Annotated in this window: 18 protein-coding genes; 10 read left to right on the top strand and 8 right to left on the bottom strand. The window is 62.9% G+C overall.

Annotated features, from left to right (window positions below; translation table 11 throughout):
• Positions 1 to 21: 21 nt before the first annotated feature.
• Positions 22 to 2,160: a penicillin acylase family protein gene (locus LVY65_RS11780; protein WP_235068449.1), complete on the top strand. Its 2,139-nt coding sequence runs from the start codon at positions 22 to 24 to the stop codon at positions 2,158 to 2,160.
• On the opposite strand, the gene pip is transcribed toward LVY65_RS11780, so the two are convergent.
• From pip to LVY65_RS11750, 5 genes are all read right to left on the bottom strand, one after another.
• Positions 2,161 to 3,111, bottom strand: a complete 951-nt coding sequence (gene pip, locus LVY65_RS11775; RefSeq protein WP_235068448.1) for a prolyl aminopeptidase — start codon at positions 3,109 to 3,111, stop codon at positions 2,161 to 2,163.
• Between the two features lie 81 nt (positions 3,112 to 3,192).
• The gene (locus tag LVY65_RS11770) at positions 3,193 to 5,496 is read right to left on the bottom strand and encodes a TonB-dependent receptor (protein WP_235068447.1); all 2,304 of its coding nucleotides are present in this window, start codon (positions 5,494 to 5,496) and stop codon (positions 3,193 to 3,195) included.
• A gap of 178 nt (positions 5,497 to 5,674) precedes the next feature.
• Positions 5,675 to 7,045, bottom strand: a complete 1,371-nt coding sequence (locus LVY65_RS11765; protein WP_235068446.1) for a glutamate--cysteine ligase — start codon at positions 7,043 to 7,045, stop codon at positions 5,675 to 5,677.
• Between the two features lie 69 nt (positions 7,046 to 7,114).
• Positions 7,115 to 7,855, bottom strand: coding sequence for a 16S rRNA (uracil(1498)-N(3))-methyltransferase (locus LVY65_RS11760; RefSeq protein WP_235068445.1), 741 nt, complete (start codon positions 7,853 to 7,855; stop codon positions 7,115 to 7,117).
• 184 nt (positions 7,856 to 8,039) lie between these two features.
• Positions 8,040 to 8,981, bottom strand: a complete 942-nt coding sequence (locus LVY65_RS11750; RefSeq protein ID WP_268828747.1) for an outer membrane protein — start codon at positions 8,979 to 8,981, stop codon at positions 8,040 to 8,042.
• A gap of 247 nt (positions 8,982 to 9,228) precedes the next feature.
• Here LVY65_RS11750 and LVY65_RS11745 point away from each other — a divergent pair, with 247 nt between their 5' ends.
• From LVY65_RS11745 to LVY65_RS11730, 4 genes are all read left to right on the top strand, one after another.
• Positions 9,229 to 10,422 carry a BaiN/RdsA family NAD(P)/FAD-dependent oxidoreductase gene (locus LVY65_RS11745; RefSeq protein ID WP_235068444.1) on the top strand — a complete coding sequence of 398 codons (1,194 nt, stop codon included), beginning with the start codon at positions 9,229 to 9,231 and terminating at the stop codon, positions 10,420 to 10,422.
• 69 nt (positions 10,423 to 10,491) lie between these two features.
• A complete protein-coding gene (locus LVY65_RS11740) occupies positions 10,492 to 11,199 on the top strand; it encodes an HAD family hydrolase (protein ID WP_235068443.1) in 708 nt (235 codons plus the stop codon).
• Entirely contained in the window at positions 11,199 to 12,110 is a 912-nt protein-coding gene (ubiA, locus tag LVY65_RS11735; RefSeq protein ID WP_235068442.1) for a 4-hydroxybenzoate octaprenyltransferase, read from the top strand. The genes LVY65_RS11740 and ubiA overlap by 1 nt, the downstream gene beginning before the upstream one ends.
• Before the next feature lie 17 nt (positions 12,111 to 12,127).
• Positions 12,128 to 13,474 (top strand): TldD/PmbA family protein, encoded by a 1,347-nt coding sequence (locus LVY65_RS11730; protein WP_235068441.1) that lies wholly within the window; start codon positions 12,128 to 12,130, stop codon positions 13,472 to 13,474.
• Positions 13,475 to 13,489: 15 nt separating this feature from the next.
• Here LVY65_RS11730 and LVY65_RS11725 read toward each other — a convergent pair whose 3' ends face one another.
• The 3 genes from LVY65_RS11725 to LVY65_RS11715 all read right to left on the bottom strand — a co-directional run bounded on the left by LVY65_RS11725 (position 13,490) and on the right by LVY65_RS11715 (position 15,878).
• Complete coding sequence (locus LVY65_RS11725; protein WP_235068440.1) at positions 13,490 to 14,332, bottom strand: hypothetical protein; 843 nt, start codon at positions 14,330 to 14,332, stop codon at positions 13,490 to 13,492.
• A gap of 119 nt (positions 14,333 to 14,451) precedes the next feature.
• A complete protein-coding gene (locus LVY65_RS11720) occupies positions 14,452 to 14,886 on the bottom strand; it encodes a CoA-binding protein (protein WP_235068439.1) in 435 nt (144 codons plus the stop codon).
• A gap of 29 nt (positions 14,887 to 14,915) precedes the next feature.
• Positions 14,916 to 15,878, bottom strand: a complete 963-nt coding sequence (locus LVY65_RS11715; RefSeq protein ID WP_328282520.1) for an Mrp/NBP35 family ATP-binding protein — start codon at positions 15,876 to 15,878, stop codon at positions 14,916 to 14,918.
• A 265-nt stretch (positions 15,879 to 16,143) separates the two neighbouring features.
• Between LVY65_RS11715 and hflK the strand changes: the two genes are divergently transcribed.
• From hflK to LVY65_RS11690, 5 genes are all read left to right on the top strand, one after another.
• Positions 16,144 to 17,043 carry an FtsH protease activity modulator HflK gene (gene hflK / locus LVY65_RS11710; protein ID WP_235068438.1) on the top strand — a complete coding sequence of 300 codons (900 nt, stop codon included), beginning with the start codon at positions 16,144 to 16,146 and terminating at the stop codon, positions 17,041 to 17,043.
• Positions 17,040 to 17,897 (top strand): protease modulator HflC, encoded by an 858-nt coding sequence (gene hflC, locus LVY65_RS11705; protein WP_235068437.1) that lies wholly within the window; start codon positions 17,040 to 17,042, stop codon positions 17,895 to 17,897. Before hflK ends, hflC begins: the two co-directional genes overlap by 4 nt.
• An 80-nt stretch (positions 17,898 to 17,977) precedes the next feature.
• Complete coding sequence (locus LVY65_RS11700) at positions 17,978 to 19,540, top strand: Do family serine endopeptidase (protein ID WP_235068436.1); 1,563 nt, start codon at positions 17,978 to 17,980, stop codon at positions 19,538 to 19,540.
• Positions 19,541 to 19,649: 109 nt separating this feature from the next.
• Positions 19,650 to 21,302: a helicase HerA-like domain-containing protein gene (locus LVY65_RS11695; protein WP_235068435.1), complete on the top strand. Its 1,653-nt coding sequence runs from the start codon at positions 19,650 to 19,652 to the stop codon at positions 21,300 to 21,302.
• Positions 21,292 to 21,690, top strand: coding sequence for a nuclear transport factor 2 family protein (locus LVY65_RS11690; protein ID WP_235068434.1), 399 nt, complete (start codon positions 21,292 to 21,294; stop codon positions 21,688 to 21,690). The genes LVY65_RS11695 and LVY65_RS11690 overlap by 11 nt, the downstream gene beginning before the upstream one ends.
• The last annotated feature ends 30 nt before the right edge of the window (positions 21,691 to 21,720 follow it).

Genomic DNA, 21,720 nt, shown 5'->3' with positions numbered 1-21,720 from the left:
TGGCGCATAGCAATTGCGCCCATGCGTCCTTTCGTCCTTCCGCTCGCCCTTCTCCTCACTGCCGCAGCACCCCCGGAAATTGCGCAATGGCGCGGCCAGGCGGAACGCGTCACGATCGCCCGCGACGATCTCGGCATCGCCCATGTCCAGGGCGCGACGGACGCCGATGCGGTGTTCGGAATGATCTATGCCCAGGCCGAAGATGATTTTCCGCGCATCGAAGCCAATTATTTGACTGCGCTCGGCAGAACCGCCGAGGCAGAGGGTGAGAAGGCGATCTGGCAGGATCTGCGCGCACGGCTTTACGTGAGCGAGCCTGAGTTGAAGGCCGATTATGCGGCGAGCCCCGAATGGCTGAAGAAGTTGATGAACGCCTGGGCGGCGGGCCTGAACTACTATCTCGCGAAGCATCCCGCGGTAAAACCGCGCGTACTGACAAGGTTCGAGCCATGGATGGCGCTATCCTTCACGGAAGGAAGTATTGGGGGCGACATCGAGCGCATTGATCCGGCCGAACTGGAACGATTCTACGCCGGTACTTCGAAAACGGCAGCCGCGGACCATGATCCGGAGCCGCGCGGCTCGAACGGTATTGCCATCGCGCCTGCGCTGACCAGGGACGGCAAGGCGCTGCTCCTGATCAACCCCCACACCAGTTTCTTCTTCCGATCCGAACAGCAGGTGACCAGCGGTGAGGGGCTCAACGCTTATGGGGCCGCGACCTGGGGGCAGTTCTTCATCTACCAGGGCTTCAACGCCAAGGCTGGATGGATGCACACTTCGAGCGGGGTCGACAGCGTCGACGAGTTCGCGGTCGAAGTGAAAGCCGGCAAGCAGCCAACCTATCGCTTTGGAAACGTATGGCGGCCGATGACCGCCAGGCCGGTGACGATCCGTTACCGCACGGCGGATGGCAAGCTTGCCAGCCGATCCTTCGCCACCTGGCGCACGCATCGCGGGCCAATCGTTGGATCGGAAAATGGCAGATGGATTGCCTTCGCGATGATGGATCGGCCGGTCCAGGCGCTCCAGCAGAGTTTCCTTCGGACCAAGGCGCCTGACCTTGCCGCCTTTCTCAACATCGCGCGGCTGCAGGCCAATAGCTCCAACAACACCATCTTTGCCGACTCCGGCGGGCGGATCGCATATCTACACCCCCAGTTCGTGCCGCGGCGCAACGACCGGTTCGACTATACCAAGCCAGTCGACGGCAGCGACCCGGCGACCGATTGGGGCAGCCTTCATTCGCAGGCCGAATTGCCCAATGTCGTTAGCCCGCCCAACGGCTGGGTCCAGAATACCAATACGTGGCCGTATCGCGCGGCCGGCGCATTCAGCGCCAAGCCCGAATATTTCCCCAAATATATGGACATGTTCGGCGAAAATTATCGCGGCATTCATGCGCTCAAGCTACTCGAGCATAGTCGCGGGTGGACGCTCGAGGGGCTGCGGGCGGCGGCTTACGACAGCTATCAGCCAGGGTTCGAGGAGCTTATCCCCGGCCTGATAACAGCCTGGGACAAAGCGCCGGACAGCGAGCAGAAGCGGGCGCTGGCCGAACCCATCGCGGCGCTGCGTGGCTGGAATTATCGATGGAGCGCGGACTCGATGCCGATGACCCTCGCAGCATTTTGGGCGCAGCCGCTTTGGGACCAGGCACGCGGCGAAGGCAGATTGTCGCATCTGGAAACAGTTGCCGAGATAAATCAATTGTCGCCCGAGAATAAACTCGCCGCGCTTGCTTCGGCGGTCGATCGCCTCAACCGCGAGTTCGGCACGTGGCGCACCCGGTGGGGAGAGATCAACCGCTTCCAACGCATTTCGCCGGCGATCGATCACCCGTTCAGGGATGATGCGCCGAGCATCGCCGTGCCGTTCGCCTCTGGCAATTTCGGCTCGCTCGCCTCGTTCGGCGCGGCACCCCGGGGCGGTTCCAAGCGCTGGTATGGAACGAGCGGCAACAGCTTCGTCGCCGTGGTCGAGTTCGGGCCACGGGTGCGGGCGGTGGCGGTCACAGCCGGCGGCGAAAGCGGCGATCCCTCGTCGCCACATTTCAACGACCAGGCGGGGCGCTACGCCGCCGGTGCCTTACGGCCCGTCTATTTCTATCCTGATGACCTAGCCGGCCACACCCAGCGTCAGTACCGGCCGGGCGAATAGCTAGCCCGCGAAGCGGTCGGTTGCCCGGATCAAGCCGTCAAGGACGCCCGGCTCGTTGTAGAGGTGGCCGCCGTCGAGGACGATATTGAGCTCGACCTCGGGCCAAACCCGCTTCAGCTCCCACGCCGCGCGGGGCGGGGTGCAGCAATCGTGGCGGCCCTGGACGATTACGCCGGGAATATTGCGCAACTTTTCGGCGCCCCGAAGCAGCTGACCTTCCTCGAGCCAACCCTTGTGCAGCATGTAATGATTCTCGATCCGAGCGATCGCGATCGCATGCTGGTCCTCGGTAAATTCGGCCAGCATCGCGGGATCCGGGAGTAGAGTGACGGTGAGGCCTTCCCACTTGCTCCAGGCTTTGGCGGCGGTCAGTTGCGCCTGCTGGTCGTCGCCGATCAGCAATTCGCGATATGCCCCAACCAGGTCGCCGCGCTCGTCTTGGCGGACCGGAGCGAGAAACTCGTCCCATCCGTCAGGGTAAAGCTCCGACGCGCCATATTTATAGAGCCAATCAAGTTCGGACTGACCGAACATGAAGATGCCGCGCAGCACCAGCTCCGTGACTCGTTCGGGATGCGTTTCGGCATAGGCCAGGCTGAGGGTTGATCCCCAGCTTCCGCCGAACACCATCCACTTTTCCACGCCGCACATTTCGCGCAGCCGCTCAATGTCGTCGACCAGGTGCCAGGTGGTGTTGGCTTCAAGGTTGGCATGGGGTGTCGACTTGCCGGCGCCGCGCTGGTCGAACAGCATGATATCGTATTTCGCCGGGTTGAACTGGCGCCGATGGTTGGGGCTGATCCCGGCGCCTGGTCCGCCATGGAGGAACACGACCGGCTTGGCCCCTGGAGTTCCGCATCGTTCCCAATAGAGCGAGTGACCGTCGCCAACATCGAGCATCCCCGTCGAATAGGGCTCAATCTCCGGATAGAGGGTGCGGCGTTCGGTCATTGGTTCGGCTCCGACACAATAAGGGCGGCGGCTGCCGTAACGCAGCCGCCGCCCCCTTGCGACTCAGAAATTGACGCTGATTTAGAACTTCACGCCGACTTCGACGCCCCAGATGCGCGGTTCATTGACCATCGCAGTCAGGTTGTTGAAGTCGATGGCGCTGACGGCGCTTTCGTCATTGTTGAGGTTCCGGACGAAGCCAGCGATGTCATAGCGATCGGTTTTGTAGCCGATGCGCAGACCGCCCTCGAGCAGCTTGTCGTCCGTGAACTCAACCGATTCATAGAGGAAGAAGTTGATTTTCGAACGATAGTACCAGTCGGTGAAAACATAGACCGAGCCCGGGCCGACCGGATGCTCATAACCGGCAGTCCAGTTGATGGTCCACTTCGGCGCCTGTGGCAGCGAATTGCCGTCGATGTAGACGATTGCCGGAGACGACCCCGGAACCGCGATCGGATCGAGCACGGTGCAAGGCGCGCCGCAGGTTTCGACCGTCAGGTTATTGTCGTGGATCTGGGTATGGTTGTAGCTCAGCCCCGCGGTCAGGGTCAGGCCGGTGACCGGGCGGGCCTCCAGCTCGGTCTCGAAACCATAGCCCTTCACCGCATCTGCGTTGAGCAGCAGGTTAGCGTTTGCAGCGCCGCCGACTGCCGAGAGCTGCAGGTCCTTGGTCTTGAAGTAATAGCCGGTGAGGTTGAAGCGCAGCTTGCGGTCGAGCAGCGTGGTCTTGATGCCCGCTTCATAGGACATGGTGTGTTCGCTGTCGGCCGTGGTTACGTCGCGGTCGAACAGGATTCGTCCCTGGATCGCCGGGGCACGATAGCCCTTGGCGATACGGGCATAGACGTTGACGTCGGCGTTGATCTCCTGGATCGCGCTCAAGTCCCAGGTCAGCACGCTGTCATTGACCTTCGTCGTCGTCTCCGGAACCGGGCCGCCGCCAATGAAGAGTGGGCGGAGGTCGAACAGGCGCTCGGCGTCCAGCTTCTTCTTGTCATGGTTCCAGCGGGCGCCGGCCTGAAGCGTCAGGCCGTTGTCGAACGCATAGTTGACCGACCCGAAGATGCCGAGCGCTTCGCTGTCCTGGCGCTGATTGACGATCGCCGAAGGGCTGGTCGCGGCAGGCGCCGGGTAGTCGAAGCTGCGGATGTTTAGGTTTTCATTGAAATAGAAAATTCCGGCCTGATAGCCGAGACCGCCGTTGTTGTTCGAAGCGATGCGGACTTCCTGCGTGAACTGGTCAAGGCTCGGAATATCGTCGCGGCTCTGGGCCGCGAACGGAATGAATCCGGGATAGCTGTTGTCGGTAAAGCCCGGGCCGCAGAAGGAGCAGCCGAAGCCGCCGTCAATGTCGCCACGGCTCTTGAGATTGCCGTTCCAGTAGCTGGTTACCGAATAGAGCGTTACCGGACCGAAATCATATTCGATCGTGCCGGCCATGTTCCAGGTCTTCAGCTTCTGGAAATTGGAGCCATCCGTCGCGACTTTGTCGCGCTTGAAGTCACCGCCGTCGAGACCGATCAGATTGTTGGTGCCCTGCTCGATCGCGTTGGCGCGGAAGATGCGGGCATCGCCGTGCAAGTTCCGATACTGGCCGGTCAGGCGCAGCGTCAGCGCGTCGGTCGGCTTCCACATGATCTGGCCGCGCAGGGCGTAATCGGTATAGCCTTCAAGGTCGTTATTGCCCGGCTCCGTGACATTATCGATCCAGTCGTTGCGGTGCTGGACCAGCCCCGAAACGCGAACCGCGAACTGATCGCTGGACTGATAACCGGCCGCGCCCTCGGCGTTGATCGTGCCATAGCTGCCGTAGCTGAGCCGCGCATAATTGTGGCCCTTGCCCGGCTTCACCGTGTCAAACTTGACGATGCCGGCCGGCGTGTTGCGGCCGAACAGAGTGCCCTGCGGTCCGCGCAGCACTTCGATCCGGTCGACGTCGAACGCCGGGAAGCCCTTCAGGATCGGGTTTTCCAGGACGACGTCGTCATAGACCAGGCTGACCGGCTGCGACGCGTTAAGGTCGAAATCGGTGTTGCCGAGCCCGCGGATATAGAAGCGCGGGAAGGTGCGCCCGAACGAGCTTTCGATGTTGAGGCTGGGCACACGGCCCGACAGGCCGCGAATGTCGGTGCCCCCGGACATGACCGCTTCGAGCGTGTCTTCGCTGACGGTGGCGACCGAAAGCGGAATGTCCTGCAGGTTTTCGCTACGACGGGTGGCGGTGACGACGATGTCGGCAAGCCCTTCATCGCCGGCGGCGGATGCAGCCGCCGATGCCTGGTCGGTAGCGGGGGTCTCCTGGGCGGCGGCCGGAGTGGCGGCGATGGTGAACGTGCAGGCAGTTGCCAGCGCGATCAGCGAAGTCTGAGAGGTGCGGCGCATCGAATGAACTTTCTGAAAAAGGCCAGCGGACGTGGCCTTCTCCATAGCCCCGCCCCGATGCTTTACGGGCCTCTACCGGTGGGCGGTCCGGAGTCAACGCGCGCGGTTCGCATCCGTGAAGATTTCACTCTCATTGTTGCATCGGAACGACTCTTTTGTGGCCGTTCAGAAGCTCAGATCAGAAACTAAACTCTTCATACACATGGGAGACGTCACCGTTCCAATCGCCATGGTAACGGTCAAGCAGGCGGTCGGCGAAGGTTTTGCCGCTGGCGACCACGTCGCGCAAAGGGTCGAGGAAGCCGCCCTCATTGTCGCCGGCCGCATTGAGCTCGGCGCGCTCGGTGAGGCCGATCGATGCGATGTCGAGCACTTCCCGGGCGAGATCGTGGACTGTCCCCCCGCCGGGGACTGGTGCGTCGAGCGCCTGCCCAGGAACCGCGTGGCGAAGCGCCTCCCGCTCGTCGATGGTCCAATGCTTGACCCGATCCCAGGCGGCGTCGAGCGCGGTGTCGGAATAGAGCAGGCCCACCCATAAAGCGGGAAGAGCGCAGATACGGCCCCAGCGTCCGCCATCGGCGCCGCGCATTTCGAGGAAGCTCTTCAACCTCACCTCCGGAAAGGCGGTGGACAGATGGTCGGTCCAGTCGGCGACGGTCGGTTTCTCGCCGGGCAGGGCGGGCAACTTGCCGTCCAGGAAGTCGCGGAAACTTTCGCCGGCCACGTCGACGTAGCGCCCGTCGCGGAACACGAAATACATCGGAACGTCGAGCGCATAGTCGCAGTAGCGCTCATACCCGAAGCCGTCATCGAACACGAAGGGCAGCATTCCCGTCCGCGCCGGGTCGGTATCCTCCCAGATATGGCTGCGGAAGCTCTTGTAGCCGTTTGGCTTGCCTTCGGTGAATGGGGAATTGGCGAACAGCGCAGTCGCGACCGGTTGGAGTGCCAGGCCGACACGGAATTTCTTTACCATGTCGGCTTCGGATGAATAATCAAGATTAACCTGTATGGTACAGGTTCGAAGCATCATGTCCAGTCCGAGCGTGCCGACGCGGGGCATGTGCCGGAGCATGATCTCGTACCGGCCCTTGGGCATGATCGGTAGGTCCGAGCGCTTCTTGTCCGGCCACATTCCGAGGCCGAGGAAGCCGAGCCCGAGCCGGTCGCCAATGGCCTTCACCTGCTGAAGGTGCCGGCCGCTTTCTGCGCAGCTCTGGTGAAGATCCTGGAGCGGCGCGCCTGATAGTTCGAGCTGCCCTGCGGGTTCGAGGCTGATGGTGCCGTCGGCGCCGGTCAGCGCAATGATCTTCCCATTTTCCTCGACCGGCATCCAGCCGAACTCGGTCAGGCCGAGCAAGAGGTCGCGGATTCCGCCCGGCTCTTCCCACGACGGCGCGCGATGATCGCTGGTCCGGTAAACGAATTTCTCATGCTCGGTGCCGATGCGCCAATCCGCGCGCGGTTTCTCCCCGCCGGCGAACACGGAGAGGAGGTCATCGCGGCTCTCGATCGGCGGGCTCGCGGAAAGGTCGGTTCGCGTGGTCATTACGGCGGCGATTAGCGGCGCGCCCGGGCCTGCGCCAGCACTTCCTGCTTATGGTTTATATAGCGGTGCTTATCGCCAGTCGCCCGCGACCGACATCCAGGACGCTATCGCAGCCAGTGCGGCGGTTTCCGCGCGGAGGATGCGGGGGCCGAGGCTGATCGGCTTGGCGTTGGCGCTGGCGCGGATCGCCGCCGCTTCGTCGGGGGTGAAGCCGCCTTCGGGCCCGGTCAGGATTAGCGAGGATCCAGGTGCGAACGCTGCTGCGGCCGGCTCGCCGCCAGTCTCGTCGGCGAAATACAATGTCCGCGCCGTGTCGCGGCCTTTCAGAAAAGAATCGAGCTTCGTCGGCTCGTCGATTTCGGCCAGCGCGGTACGCCCGCATTGCTCGGCCGCCTCGACAATATGCGCCCGCATCCGGTCGAGGTTGAGCTTGTCGACGATGGTTCGCTGCGTCACCACCGGCTGAAGCCGCGCGACGCCCAGCTCGACCGCTTTTTCGACCAGCCAGTCGACCCGCCCTTTCTTCACCGGCGCGAAGGCCAGCCATAGGTCGGGTCCATTTTCCTGCGGCCGGGTCTGTTCGACCACGGATAGCGTCATATGCTTCTTGCCGGCCTCCGCCACTTCGCCGAGCCATTCGCCCGACGCGCCGTCGAACAGCAATAGCCGGTCGCCCGGTTTCAGCCGCATGACATTGCCGAGATAATGGGCGGGCGCGCCATCGAGCTCGATTGGTGTCGACTGTGCGAGCGGCCCGCGCACGAACAGGCGGGGCAGGCTTCTGGGCGGCCAGGCAGGAGTGGCGGGCATGAGACTGGCTTAGCCGTTCCTCTCAATGACCGGAATGGGTGGAAAGCAGACATTAGGGATCGTCAGCGACAGTGACCCGTTCGAGCTGACGACGAGTCAATTGGCGATCTGATTTTGGAGCAATAAGCAGAACGGCCGGCTACCTGATGTAACCGGCCGAACCTTGTGCGCAATTACTATGGTCTTAGCCGCGTTCTGGCTCCGGAGGTGGAGGTGGAGGCGGAGGTGGCGGCGGCGGTGGCGGACAAGCATCCGTCGCCAGGATCACCGAGCCGTCCGGGCAAGTCTGCGTCGCCGGAGGTGGCGGCGGAGGTGGCGGTGGCGGCGGAGGCGGTGGCGGAGGCGGCGCCCCGAAGTTGTAGGTCAGCGTCGCCAGCAGGCTTTGCGCCTTGAACTTCGTTGAGATGTCCGAGGAGACATCGACCCCGATATTCTGACTGACGGGTGGCAGTGTAGGTAAGATCCTCGTGATCACAAACGAGTTGTCGCGTTCGTGAAACTTCAGGCTGCCGGTTGAGAAATATTTATACCTCAGGCCGAGGTCGATGTTCGGACTTACGGCATAGGTAACGCCGGCGATCACCTGCCATGCGAAGGCGCCGTCCTTGTCGTTGATCAACTTGGACTTCGCCCAGCCCCCGCCAAGGCCGGCCTGGAACGAGAAACCGTCTTCGTCACCGACGTCGATCAGCCCATTGAGCATAAACGCGAGCGCCGAGGTCGCTTGGTCCAGGTTGAACTCTGCGTTGCCGATGTCAGGTCCACCGTTAATCGCATTAATCGCATCGATCAGGTCGGAATCGACCTTTAGGTGGTCCAGGTTGGCGTGCATCCAGTCGACCTCGCCCTCGAGGCGGAACATGCCGAAGTCATAGCCCCCGAACATGCCGATATTGTATCCCATGTGGGAATCGAGATCGAAGGCGTTGCCGAAGTGTTGGTCGGCAGGCTCCGGAAATAATGGGTCAATATTGTTAAGTACCGTATAGTCGACGTGGACGTCCGGGCTCTGGCTCTTCACCCAGGTCGCACCACCTTCGATCCCAACGTAGCCTTGGTTGTCTCGGGCCTGGGCTGGAGCCGCAATTGCGGCAACAGCTACCGCGGCAAGAAGGTATTTTTTCATGGAACTACCCCTTTAAGATAGGCGCGAGGCTCAATTTCGACCCGCCTGCCACTTGGGACGTTCCATGAAAGTCGGCGTCTTGAAATAGGGATATTCCCTGACGCCGGAGCACAATATTGCCGCATTATTCAGTGGTTTCCGATGTCCGCCTGGGTGGAAAGGTGCCGCTACCGATTATGACCGGAATGGGTCGAAAGCGGCCATTCCTCCATTCGCTTTCGCCAGCTTGACTCGTTAGGTGCCATCCATGGCCGCCACCCGTTCGTTCGACGCAATCATCATTGGGGCGGGGGCGGCGGGAATGTATTGCGCGGCGCTTGCCGGGCAGCAGGGGAGCCGGATCCTGCTTGTCGATCACGCATCCGAGCCAGGTCGCAAGATACTGATATCGGGCGGAGGGAGGTGCAACTTCACTAATATCGGCGCCACCGCCGACAATTTCCTGTCGGCAAACCCGCATTTCGCCAAGTCCGCGCTCGGCCGCTACACGCCGGCCGACTTCCTCGCCCTGGTCGATCGTCACCGAATTGCCTGGCACGAGAAAACCCTCGGTCAGCTCTTCTGCGACGGGTCGGCGCGGCAGATTGTCGCCATGTTGCTCGACGAATGCGCCGCGGGCGGGGTCGAAAACGCGTTCGGCCAGGCCGCGACCGTCGAGCATCGCGACGGTAGCTTCGACGTCACGATCGGCACCGCCACCGCCCGTGCTCCAGCGCTGGTACTGGCCAGCGGCGGCCTGTCCATCCCCAAGCTCGGTGCGACCGGCTTCGCCTATGATGTCGCGCGCCGCTTCGGCCTGAAGATCGTCGAACCGCGCCCCGCCCTGGTTCCGCTGACCCTTTCGGGAGGGCAGGCCTTATTCAGCACGCTTTCGGGTGTCTCCGCCGAAGTCGTCGCCAGCGCGGGAAAAGGCAGGTTTCGGGAAGCGGCTCTTTTCACCCATCGAGGACTGTCAGGCCCCGCAATCCTGCAGGTGTCCTCCTATTGGCTTCCCGGCCAACCCGTCACGGTCGATTTTCTGCCCGATCTTCCCCGCGGATGGCTTCGGCAGGCAAAGCGGGTTGAGCCTCGTTCCACCGTCCGCCGTATGCTCGGGCGCCACTTGCCCGACCGGCTCGCCGGAACGCTTGCCGAGCAGCTTGCACTTGCCGGAGAGCTTGCCAACATCCCCGACCGCCGCCTCGACGATGCCGAGCGCCGGATCGCTGAATGGACGTTCACGCCCAACGGCAGCGAGGGGTTTGCCAAGGCAGAGGTCACAATCGGCGGAATCAGCACGGCCGAATTGTCGTCGCAGACGATGCAATCGAACCGGGTCCCCGGGCTTTTTGCGATCGGCGAGGCGGTCGATGTCACCGGCTGGCTTGGCGGGTATAATTTCCAATGGGCCTGGGCCAGCGCCAATGCCGCCGCGCAAGCGCTAGCCCGCACCTCCGCATAGGCCAGCGAGGCAAATCTTATGTCAGCAGTGGGTCGAATTCGGCCATCGAGGCATGCTAGTCGTAAGCCCATGCCGATCGACCTCATCTGCCTCGATGCCGACGACACGCTGTGGCACAATATGCGCCACTTCCATGCGACCCAGGATGCGCTGGTGGCGATGCTGGAGCCGTTTGCCGATGCCGGCATTGCCAGCACGGCATTGGAAGCGTGCGAGGTGCGCAACCTGAAGCTCTATGGCTATGGCGCCAAGGCTTTCACATTGTCGATGATCGAGACCGCGCTGGAACTTGGCGGCGATGACGTTCCGGCTTCGGTCATTCGCCAGATTCTCGACGCGGGCCGGGCACTTCACGCCCATCCGGTCGAACTGCTCGAAGGGATTGAGGATACGCTTGAGGCGCTAGCCGATCGCGCCCGGCTGGTGCTGGTGACCAAAGGCGACCTGTTCCACCAGGAGGCCAAGCTCGCCGCTTCGGGGCTTGGCGACCGCTTTTCCGGGATCGAGATCGTCAGCGACAAGGGCCCGGCGACGTTCAGGCGCATATTCGATCGTTTCGGAGTGCCCGCGGGCAGTGCGGTCATGGCCGGCGATTCGATGCGCTCCGACGTTTACCCCGCGCTCGAAGCGGGCGCCTGGGCAGCCTACATCCCCCAGCCGCTGGCCTGGAGCCACGAGCAGCGCCCACCACCGACCGAGCATCCGCGCTTCCGGGAGCTGCCGTCGCTGGCCGCGCTGGTGCACTGGGTGGACGAGATCGAACGGATCGCGGCCTGATGGCGACGGACCTCGTTCCCGACAGTGAGCGGACCGGGCTGATCGGCGCGTTGCCGCAAATGCTCCGTCCCTATGCGTCCCTGATGCGGCTCGACCGGCCGATCGGGACATGGCTGCTCTACTGGCCTTGCGCGTGGAGCGTGGCCCTGGCGGGGGTGGGGGGCGACTGGTTGCTGTTCGCCTGGCTCTTGTTGGGCGCCTTCGCGATGCGATCGGCAGGGTGCGCCTATAACGACATTGTCGACCGCGAACTCGACAAGAGGGTGGAACGGACCCGGCTCCGGCCACTGGCGAGCGGCCGCGTGTCCCTCAAAGCCGCCTGGGTCCTGACTATCTGCCTATGCCTGGTTGGGCTGATCGTGCTCCTGCAGATTAAACCGGCGGCGCAGGTCGCGGCCTTGCTCAGCCTCGGTCCCGTTGCCGCCTATCCCTTCATGAAGCGTATCACCTGGTGGCCGCAGGCGTGGCTCGGGCTGGTGTTCAGCTGGGGCGCGCTGGTCGGATGGCCGGCGGTGACCGGCGCCTTCGAGCCCCCCGCGCTGCTGCTGTGGCTGGGCAGCATCTTCTGGGTGATCGGCTACGACACCCTCTACGCCATCCAGGATATTGAGGACGACGCGCTGGTCGGGGTAAAGTCGAGCGCGCGGGCGCTCGGCGATCGCGCCCAGGTTGGAGTCGGCATTTGCTACCTCCTGGCGCTTATCGGCTGGGCCGCGGCGATTTGGACCGTCCGGTCCGACTGGGTCGCGCTGCTGGCGCTGTTTCCCGCCGCATTCCACCTCGGCTGGCAAGTGGCGAAGGTCGATACCAAAGACGGGCCGGCGGCGCTGGCGCTTTTCCGGTCGAACCGTTTCACCGGACTATTGCTGTTCCTCGGCTTCCTCGTGGTCGGCTTGTCGTCGGTCGAATGAACGCTTAGGCGGGCGCCATGCTCGAACCTGCCGCCGCCCGCGACAAGGCAATTTCGCTTGTCGAACTCGCCCAAAAGAAAGGCGCCGATGCCGCCGACGCCGCTTATGTTGGCGAGCGTTCGCAGGGGGTCAGCGTCCGGCTTGGGGCACTTGAGGACGTGCATCGCAGCGAGGGCGAGGAAATCGGCCTTCGCGTGTTTATCGGCCAGCGCAATGCGACGATCGCTTCGTCGGACCTTTCCAACGATGCGATGGCGACAATTGTCGATCGCGCGCTGGCAATGGCTCGCGAAGCGCCCGAGGATCGGTTCGCCGGACTTGCGCCGGAGGAACAATTGTTTCGGGGCGAGCCCGCCAATCTCGATCTTAATGACGGAGGCGACCCGGATCCGGGCGAGCTGAAGCAGCGGGCGCAGCGCGCCGAGGATGCCGCCCGCGGGGTGCAAGGCGTCACCAATAGCAATGGCTCCAGCGCTTCGGCTTCGGCGTCGATCTTTGCGATCGCCACCAGCCACGGCTTTTCCGGCTCAACCCGAGCGACTGGCTATAGCAATTCGGCCAGCGTTGTCGCAGGCGAGGGAAGCAGCATGCAGCGCGACTATGCGTGGCATTCGGCGCGGCATCTTAAAGACCTGGAATCACCGGACGAACTGGGTGCCAGGGCCGCTACCCGCGCAGTCGCGCGCCTCAACCCCGTCAGCATCAAGCCGGGCAAGCTGCCGGTGCTGTTCGATCCGCGGGTGGCGACGACATTATTGGGTCACTTCATCGCAGCGATCAGCGGGTCGGCGATCGCACGACAAGCGAGTTTCCTGGTCGATGCTCTGGAAACGCAGCTGTTCGCGCCCGGCGTGACGGTGCGCGACGACCCCTTCCGCGAGCGCGGCCTCAGGAGCCGGGCGTTCGATGGGGAAGGGTTGCCGGTCAAGCCGATGGACCTGGTCAAGGATGGCGTGCTGACGACATGGCTCGCCGAAAGCGCCTCGGCCCGGCAACTCGGTATCCAGCCCACCGGCCATGCGGTGCGCGGCGTATCCGGCGCGCCCATGGCGGGGCCGTCTAACCTGCATATGGCCGCGGGCCCGCGTAGCCGCGAGGAAATGATCGCCGGCATCGGTGAGGGCATTCTGGTTACTGAACTGATCGGCCAGGGCGTCAACGGCGTCACCGGCGATTATTCGCGGGGCGCTGCGGGCTTCTTGATCAGCAATGGCGAGATCGGCCCCGCGGTTGCGGAGATCACCATCGCATCCAACCTCAAGCAGATGTTCGCCACGCTGGAGCCGGCAAGCGACCTGCGTTTCCGCCGGGGCGTCGATGCCCCGACGTTGCTGATCCCTGAAATGACGGTGGCGAGCGCTTAGGCCGACGCCATACCATCAACCGTTGTTCGGTCCCTTGCCTATCGCCCAGAAGACGTGGGTAATCACCTTCTTGCCCGCGCCCAGGTCCTTGAGGAACACGTCGGGCCGTCCCTGGCTATCATTGTGAATCGCACGACCCCATTCGGCCGGGCTGTCGCCTGATCCCGCCGCCGATTGCGGAGGTGCCTGACCGACCTGACGAATACCGAAATTGGTCGCAGACTTCGCCGTCGTGAAACCATCGTCGTGATTATAGATTGCTTTCAGCTCATCATAGTCATGGGTGTTGGGATGGCGGTTAGACGGGCCATAGTTAAACCCACCGACTAGGCCGCCGTCCGGCGCATTTGTATAGTCCATGCACGTGCCGAGATTGACGTTGTCGAACGTTTCATCCTGATGGTCGAGGCCGAAATCGTGGCCGATCTCCTGGCAAGCGACCAGCGCCCGCCACGCCGGCGAGTTGTACGGCGCATAATTATGATAGCTGTCGTTGAGCTTGGTGGTCGCCTGGCTGATGTGACCATTTGTCAGCCAGATCGAGGCGATCCCGAGCCAGCCCCGCTGGCCATAGCTGGCATTGCAGACCAGAATCTGGCCGGAGATTGGACTGCACCTCTTTGCACTGGCCGAGGACGACGCCGAATTTAGGACAAGCTCGGTCGATTGATTCCAGTCCGAAATTGAGTCGCTAACCGAGGTGTTCCATTGCGAGGTAATCGCGGTATTCACCTTAAGTGTGAGGTTCGAGCCGTCGCCCGCCCAATGATAGCCGCCCCAACTATGGTTGGCGATTGCCGGACCCGTTACCAAAGCCGCGCAGGAAAGCAGCGCGGCGCGCACGAACATTTTCCTCATGGTCTGCCCCTCGGCCGGAGACCGTCCCGTGCGCAACCAACCCCCGGCCTCACCGCGGCTGCGCAAGCAGGGAAGTTCTGCCTCATTGGTCATTGAGTCAAGTTGTTGAGAGAGCTCGGCTATTCGGCGGCGACAGGGGCCAGTCCCATGCGAGTGATCTCAATCTTGGGACAATGGTCCATCACCACGATCAGGCCCGCCGCTTCGGCCCGGGCTGCGGCGTCTGGATCGATGACGCCCAACTGCATCCAAACGGCCTTGGCGCCGATGGCAATGGCCTGGTCGACGATCGGACCGACCTCCGCGCTGCGCCGAAAAATGTCGACGATATCGATTGGCTCTCCGATCTGGGCCAGCTCGCGCCAGACATATTCGCCGTGGACATGCTCGCCGGTAATGGTCGGATTGACCGGGATCACGCGATAGCCCTGATCCTGCAGGAATTTCATCACCTGGTGCGACGGGCGATCGGGCCGGTCTGAAGCGCCGACCATCGCAATGGTGCGTGAGCCGGCGAGCAGTTCGGAAATATCCTCATCGCGGGTCAGGGGCATTGGCGAAGTCCTCCTGCGTTCAAAATGCTTCAACCGCTGACTTTTTCCAGTTCCGCCAGAATCCGACCTGCGATTGCGGCGAAAGCGTCGGCCGCCGGTCCATCCTGCGCGGCCGGTGGCGCGCCGGCGTCCGAAGCCTCTCGCAGGCTGGCGGAAAGCGGCAGGCGGCCGAGGAAAGGAACCCCGAGCTGCCTGGCCGACGCCTCTGCTCCGCCTTGGCCAAACGGGTCGCTCGTCTCGCCGCAATGGGGGCATTGGTAGCCGGCCATATTCTCGATCACGCCAAGTACCGGCACGCTGGTCTTGCCGAACAGGTCGACGGCCCGGGTCGCATCGATCAGCGAAAGATCCTGCGGTGTCGAGACGATAACTGCCCCCGCCGGCCGGGATTTCTGCACCAGCGACAGCTGCACGTCACCGGTACCGGGCGGCAGGTCGACCAGGATGATCTCGGTATCGCCCCAATCGCCTTCGATCAGCTGTGCAAGCGCGCCCGACGCCATCGGTCCCCGCCAGGCCAAAGCCTGGCCGGGGGCTACAAGCTGTCCCACCGACAGCAGCTTGACGCCCTGCACCTCCACAGGAACCAGCTTGTCATTTTTGGCATGGGGTTTTTCGGCGGTACCCAGCAAGGTCGGCTGGGAGGGGCCGTAAATGTCTGCGTCGACGATCCCGACCCTCTTTCCCATTCGCGCTAGTGCGATGGCGAGATTGGTAGTCAGCGTCGACTTCCCGACGCCCCCTTTCCCGGACCCAATGGCGATGAATGTGCGCCCTGGCCTGGAAGCGGTCAGCGCGACCCGGGCCTCCCTGACGCCCGGGAGGGCAGTTGCCGCCTGCTTGAGCTTCTGCTCCAAATCTCCTCGCTCGCCATCGGACAGGCCGGACGCGTCGGCAACGATCGTCGCGATATCGCCGACCAGCCTGCGTGACCGGATTCGTGCGGCGTCGGGCAGGTTGTCTAGGGCGACGAGCGGTTCATCAGTAGTCATTGCCGCGCACTTAATCGCCTTTTCGACAGGCGGCACTGTTTTTCGGCGAAACCCTACTTATTATGGGGCTATGGCAATTTTTCCCGGGTGGGGAGCGCGTGGTCGCGCTCTTTTTAGTGATAACAAGGGCCCTTGGGGGTCTCCTCCCGGTGCGGGCGGCGGGCAGGAACCGCCTCCGGGCGAAGAACCGACGGGGCCCTGGGGCGAAACTCCGAAGCGGCGCGGTGGCGGCAATCGGGCCTCCGTCACGTCGCTCGACGACTTTTTGAAAAGGAGCCGCGGACGATTTGGCGGCGGCGGGCCGGGCGGCGGTATCGGCTTTGGCGGGAAGCCTAACGGTTCCGTGCTGTTTTGGGCGGGAGTCGCCATCGTTCTGGTTTGGCTGCTGTTCACGACGATGCACCGCATCGCCCCTGGAGAGCGCGGCGTGGTTACGCGCTTTGGCCGCTACAGCCACACGCTGTCGTCCGGCATCGGCTTGACCCTGCCGGCGCCGATCGACCGGGTACAAAAAGTGAATGTGGGTGAAACCCGCAGGATCGACCTCGGCTCTGCGTCCGAAGAAACGCTGATGCTGACCGGCGACCAGAACATTATCGACATCGCCTACCAGGTTCGCTGGCTCATTCGCGATCCCGAGCAGTTCCTTTATGAGCTGGCCGAACCCGAGGACACGATCAAACAGGTCGCCGAAAGCTCGATGCGACAGGTCATCGCACAGGTGACGTTGCAAGAAGCCATGGGCGTGAAACGCGGCTTCATCGAAGCCCGCGTCCAGGAAGAAATGCAGCAGGCCCTCGATGCCTACCAGTCGGGCGTGGTCGTCCAGGGTGTGGCGATTCGGCAAGCCGATCCGCCCGCCGCGGTCAACGATGCCTTCAAGGAGGTCAACGCCGCGCAGCAGAAGGCGCAAAGTTATATCAACCAGGCCAACGCCTATGCCCTTCAGCTGCGCCAGAAGGCGCAAGGCGATGCCACCTCATTCGACAAGGTTTACGCGCAATACAAATTGGCTCCGGGCGTGACCAAGCGACGAATGTATTATGAAACGATGGAGCGCGTCTTGCAGAACGTCGACAAGACGATCGTGGAAACGCCGGGGGTGACCCCGTACCTTCCCCTTGGCGAAGTCAAGCGAACCACTCCACGGGGAGGCGGCCAATGACCGACGCGATTCGCCGCCATCCGTTCGCAGCAGCGCTAATTGCGTTCCTGGTGCTGGTCATTCTGTCCAGCAGCATCTCGATCGTCCCCGAAACCAGGCAGGGAATCATCACTCGATTCGGCAAGCCGGTTCGGATCATCAACCGTTACAAGGATGGGGATAATATTGGCGGCCCGGGCGCGGGACTTGCCTTCCGCATCCCCTTTGTCGAGCGCATCGACTGGATCGACAAGCGCGTGCGCAATATCGACATGGACAAGCAGCAGGTGCTGTCGACCGACCAGCTTCGGCTGGAGGTCGATGCCTTTGCCCGCTACCGTGTGGTCGATCCGCTGCGGATGTATATCCGCGCCCGTTCGACCGACCAGTTCGAGCAATCCCTGGCGCCGATTCTCGGCTCTCAGCTGAGGAACGAGCTCGGCAAGCGGCCGTTTGCTTCGCTATTGTCGCCCGAACGAGAAGGAGTGATGGGCAATATCAGGACCGGGCTCGACCGCGTCGCACGCCAATATGGGGCCGAAATTATCGACGTCCGCATCAAAAAGGCCGACCTGCCGGACGGGACACCGCTGCAGTCGGCTTTCGATCGAATGCGTACCGCCCGGCAGCAGGAAGCTAGGTCGATCGAGGCCGAGGGATTGAAGCGCGCCCAGATTATCCGCGCCGAAGCCGATGCCGAAGCGGCACAGACCTATGCCGCCGCATTCGGAAAAGACCCGGAATTCTACAACTTCTACCGCGCCATGCAGAGCTATGAGACGACGTTCCTTGGCGCCAACGGCGGCAAGCCCGCGCAAACCAATATGATACTGTCGCCTAATAACGAGTATCTGAAGGAATTTACTGGACGATAGGAGCCAGCCCTGTTCAATTCGCGTTCAGGCGTTTGGCCTAGCGTTGCATGCGAACCGCGAAAGCCAAGCGAGGAAATGGAATGAGTTCGACGAAGGAGTTTCGACCCGTGCGCTACGCCTATGGGGTCGCGATGGCCCTGCTTCTGGGAGGTACCGCTTTTTCGGTCGCAACCGGCCAGGCCGGTGCGCAAGTGGCGCAGAACGCGCCGGCGGCGATCGTGCCGAAGGCAGGCGCGCCGGCATCATTCGCTGACCTGGCGGCGCGACTGGCGCCGGCTGTGGTCAACATCTCGACCAAGCAGCGCGTGCCGGTGAAACGGCAGGTCGACCCATTCGAGGAATTCTTCCGCCGTTTCGGTGGTCAGGTTCCGCAGGGCCAGGGCCAGGAGGGCGGCCAGGAATCGCCGCCAACGCGTGAAGCCGGTTCGCTCGGGTCCGGTTTCATCATTTCGCCCGACGGCTACATCGTCACCAACAATCACCTTATCCAGGGCGTCAACGGGACTGGCACGGTCGACAGCATCACCATCACGCTGGCCGACCGCCGCGAATTCCCTGCGAGAATCATCGGACGTGATACCACGTCGGATCTGGCGTTGCTGAAAATCGAGGGTTCCAACCTGCCCTTCGTCAACTTCGGGGATTCGACCCGGGCGCGCGTGGGCGACTGGGTGGTGGCAATCGGCAATCCATATGGATTGGGCGGGACGGTCACCGCCGGAATCATCTCGGCGCTGCACCGTGGAATCACGGGCGGCGGCGCATATGACCGCTACATCCAGACCGACGCCAGCATCAACATGGGCAATTCGGGCGGCCCGATGTTCGACATGGCCGGTAACGTCATCGGCATCAATTCGGCGCTGATCTCCCCCACCGGCGCCAGCGTCGGTATCGGCCTTGCCATTCCGGCCGAGGCCGCCAAGCCGGTTATCGATTCCCTTCGCCGCGGCCAACGGCCTTCGCGCGGCTACCTTGGCGTCTCGCTGCAACCGCTTGACGAGAATATTGCTGACAGTCTCGGCCTGCCGAAGGACCGTGGGGAACTGGTCCGCTCGGTCGTTCCCGGAGAAGCCGCCGCCAAGGCTGGAATCCAGCAAGGCGACGTGATTGTTAAGGTCGCCGGCCGCGACGTCACCCCGGAAGAAACGCTCAGCTACATCATCGCCAATACATCGGTCGGCACCCGAGTGCCCGTCGAGTTTATTCGTGATGGTCGACGCCAGACTGTCCAGGTGCAGGTAGGCCAACGTCCAACGGATGAGGAGCTGGCCCGCCAAGGCGGCGGTGTTGGAGACGATGAAGGCCAGGCCATGGCCGAGGAGGCGCCGGTAGCGCCCGGGACTGCGCTGGGCCTGTCATTGCAACCGCTCAATCCGCAGATCATCCGCGCGCTCAACTTGCCCGCCGACGTGCACGGTGTGGTCGTTACATCAATCGACCCCAGCAGCGACGCCTCGGAAAAAGGGCTGCGCCGGGGCGACGTGATCGTTTCGGTCAACCGCCAGGCGGTGACGACACCGGCCCAAGTGCTGGCAGCGGTCGAAGCTGCGCGGCGCGCGGGGCGGACAAGCGTGCTCCTGCTGGTCAAGCGCGGCCAGACGCCCGAAGCGTTCGTTGGCGTCGATATTGCGAGCCGTTAATCGCTGTCTTGTTGCCGACACTCCTTCGGCCTAGGCTTCGGCGCCGAACGCCGGAGGCGCATTGCTGTTAAGGCAATGCGCATCGAAGCCGAAGGAGCGACGCGAACAGATGGCCAGTAATCCTGTGACCAGCATCTTCATCGGTGCAGGCCCTGGCGGCGCCAAGCCTCAACAGCTTGAGTTGAAGCGCGCCAATCGACACGGATTGATCGCCGGAGCGACCGGAACCGGCAAGACCGTGACGCTCCAGGGGATTGTCGAAGGGCTTTCGGCCGCGGGGGTCCCGACCTTCGTTGCCGATGTGAAGGGCGACATCGCGGGCCTTGCGATGCCCGGCGCCGCGACCGCCAAGCCGCATGAGGCGTTCGCAGCGCGCGCTGCCGAGATCGGCTACACCGATTGGTCCTACCAGGCCTATCCGGTCCAATTCTGGGACCTGTTCGGCGAACAAGGACATCCGGTCCGCACCACGGTCAGCGAAATGGGGCCATTGCTCCTGTCGCGGCTGATGAACCTGAATGACGTTCAGGAGGGCGTTCTGACGATTGCCTTCGCCGTTGCCGACAAGGAGGGGTTGATGCTCCTCGACCTCGACGATTTGCAGGCAATGCTCGTGCATTGCGGCGAGCAGGCCGACGAGCTGACTCTTGAATATGGCAATGTGTCGAAGATGAGCGTCGGCGCCATCCAGCGTTCGCTGCTTCAGTTACGAGCGCAGGGCGGCGATAATTTCTTTGGCGAACCGGCCCTGGACCTTGAGGATTTCCTGAAGCTGGATGATGCGGGCAAGGGCATCGTCAACATCCTCGCCGCGGATAAGCTGATGGCGAGTCCGCGCCTATATTCGACCTTCCTGCTGTGGCTGCTGAGCGAGCTGTTCGAGCTGCTTCCCGAGATTGGTGATCCGGACAAGCCGAAGCTCGCCTTCTTTTTCGACGAAGCGCATCTGCTGTTCGAGGATGCCCCCCCGGCATTGCTAGAGAAAGTCGAACAGGTCGTACGGCTGATCCGCTCCAAGGGGGTCGGGGTCTATTTCATCACCCAGAACCCGATCGACATTCCCGACAAGGTAGCGGGCCAGCTCGGCAATCGGGTGCAACATGCGCTTCGCGCTTTCACTCCGCGTGACCAGGCGGCGGTCAAGTCGGCCGCGGAGACTTTCCGCCAAAATCCCGACGTCGACGTCGCCACCGCAATCACCGAGCTCAAGGTTGGCGAGGCATTGGTTTCGCTATTGCTGCCGGATGGCGCGCCGTCTCCGGTCGAACGCACCCTGATCAAGCCGCCATGCTCGAGAGTTGGGCCGCTGACTGCGCAGGAACGGGCGATCATGGTCCAGACAGACGTTATTGGCGCAAAATATGACACGCTGCTCGATCGTGACAGCGCAGAGGAAATTCTGAAGGCCAAGGGCGATGAGGCTGCCGCGGCGGCGGCAGCGGCAAAGGCCGAGACGGAAGCCCAGAAGGCAGCCGCCGAAGCTGCGCGCCAGCAGGCAATTGCCGACAAGGAAGCTGCGCGCCAGCGCACGGCCGCCGAAAAGGAGGCTATTCGCCAGCAACGTGAAGCCGAGCGACTGGAGGCGCAGCGCCAGCGCGAGCTGGAGCGCGAGGAGGCGCGGCGTGCGCGCGAAGCGGCGAAGCCGACCATGGCCGACAAGATGATGCAATCGGCGGGGCGCTCGATTGCCTCGTCAGTCGGGCGACAGCTCGGCAATTCGTTGTTGCGAGGAATTTTCGGAGGGTTGCTCCGTGGCCGCTGATTTACCCTGCCTCGATGTTCGCGATCTTGAGCGCGAATGGCGTGACGCCCTTATTGCCAAGGACGAGGCCGCGCTCCGCCGGTTGATCCACCCGCAATTCAAGCTGGTCGGCATCCGCTCGACCGGATCGGTGGCGGTCAACCTTGCGCAGTGGATCGAAGCGCTGAAGCGTATGGATATCGCCAGCCTTGAAGTGCGCGTCACCGAATGCGTCGCGCTGGAGAATGTGATTGTCGCAACGGTCGATGCTCAGTGGAAGGTGCGCTATCTGGGTCAATTGATCGACGAGCGCGTGCTGCTGACCGACGTCTGGGTGCGCGAAGGCGATAGCTGGCAGGTGGTCAGGCGCCACAGTTCGCCAGTTCCGCCAGGGGTCCAAATCGCCTGAGCCATTGATTTTCGCCACGTTTGAGTCATG

Source organism: Sphingomonas cremea (genome assembly GCF_021502585.1).
Taxonomy (GTDB): Bacteria; Pseudomonadota; Alphaproteobacteria; order Sphingomonadales; family Sphingomonadaceae; genus Sphingomicrobium; species Sphingomicrobium cremea.
Note: the sequence above shows the minus strand (reverse complement) of the source record. Positions and strands in the feature narration are given on the sequence as shown.

Coding starts and splice junctions, on each gene's coding strand:
- LVY65_RS11780 (WP_235068449.1), top strand. CDS start 22: ATGCGTCCTTTCGTCCTTCCGCTCGCCCTTCTCCTCACTGCCGCAGCA.
- pip (WP_235068448.1), bottom strand. CDS start 3,111: ATGACCGAACGCCGCACCCTCTATCCGGAGATTGAGCCCTATTCGACG.
- LVY65_RS11770 (WP_235068447.1), bottom strand. CDS start 5,496: ATGCGCCGCACCTCTCAGACTTCGCTGATCGCGCTGGCAACTGCCTGC.
- LVY65_RS11765 (WP_235068446.1), bottom strand. CDS start 7,045: ATGACCACGCGAACCGACCTTTCCGCGAGCCCGCCGATCGAGAGCCGC.
- LVY65_RS11760 (WP_235068445.1), bottom strand. CDS start 7,855: ATGCCCGCCACTCCTGCCTGGCCGCCCAGAAGCCTGCCCCGCCTGTTC.
- LVY65_RS11750 (WP_268828747.1), bottom strand. CDS start 8,981: ATGAAAAAATACCTTCTTGCCGCGGTAGCTGTTGCCGCAATTGCGGCT.
- LVY65_RS11745 (WP_235068444.1), top strand. CDS start 9,229: ATGGCCGCCACCCGTTCGTTCGACGCAATCATCATTGGGGCGGGGGCG.
- LVY65_RS11740 (WP_235068443.1), top strand. CDS start 10,492: ATGCCGATCGACCTCATCTGCCTCGATGCCGACGACACGCTGTGGCAC.
- ubiA (WP_235068442.1), top strand. CDS start 11,199: ATGGCGACGGACCTCGTTCCCGACAGTGAGCGGACCGGGCTGATCGGC.
- LVY65_RS11730 (WP_235068441.1), top strand. CDS start 12,128: ATGCTCGAACCTGCCGCCGCCCGCGACAAGGCAATTTCGCTTGTCGAA.
- LVY65_RS11725 (WP_235068440.1), bottom strand. CDS start 14,332: ATGAGGAAAATGTTCGTGCGCGCCGCGCTGCTTTCCTGCGCGGCTTTG.
- LVY65_RS11720 (WP_235068439.1), bottom strand. CDS start 14,886: ATGCCCCTGACCCGCGATGAGGATATTTCCGAACTGCTCGCCGGCTCA.
- LVY65_RS11715 (WP_328282520.1), bottom strand. CDS start 15,878: ATGACTACTGATGAACCGCTCGTCGCCCTAGACAACCTGCCCGACGCC.
- hflC (WP_235068437.1), top strand. CDS start 17,040: ATGACCGACGCGATTCGCCGCCATCCGTTCGCAGCAGCGCTAATTGCG.
- LVY65_RS11700 (WP_235068436.1), top strand. CDS start 17,978: ATGAGTTCGACGAAGGAGTTTCGACCCGTGCGCTACGCCTATGGGGTC.
- LVY65_RS11695 (WP_235068435.1), top strand. CDS start 19,650: ATGGCCAGTAATCCTGTGACCAGCATCTTCATCGGTGCAGGCCCTGGC.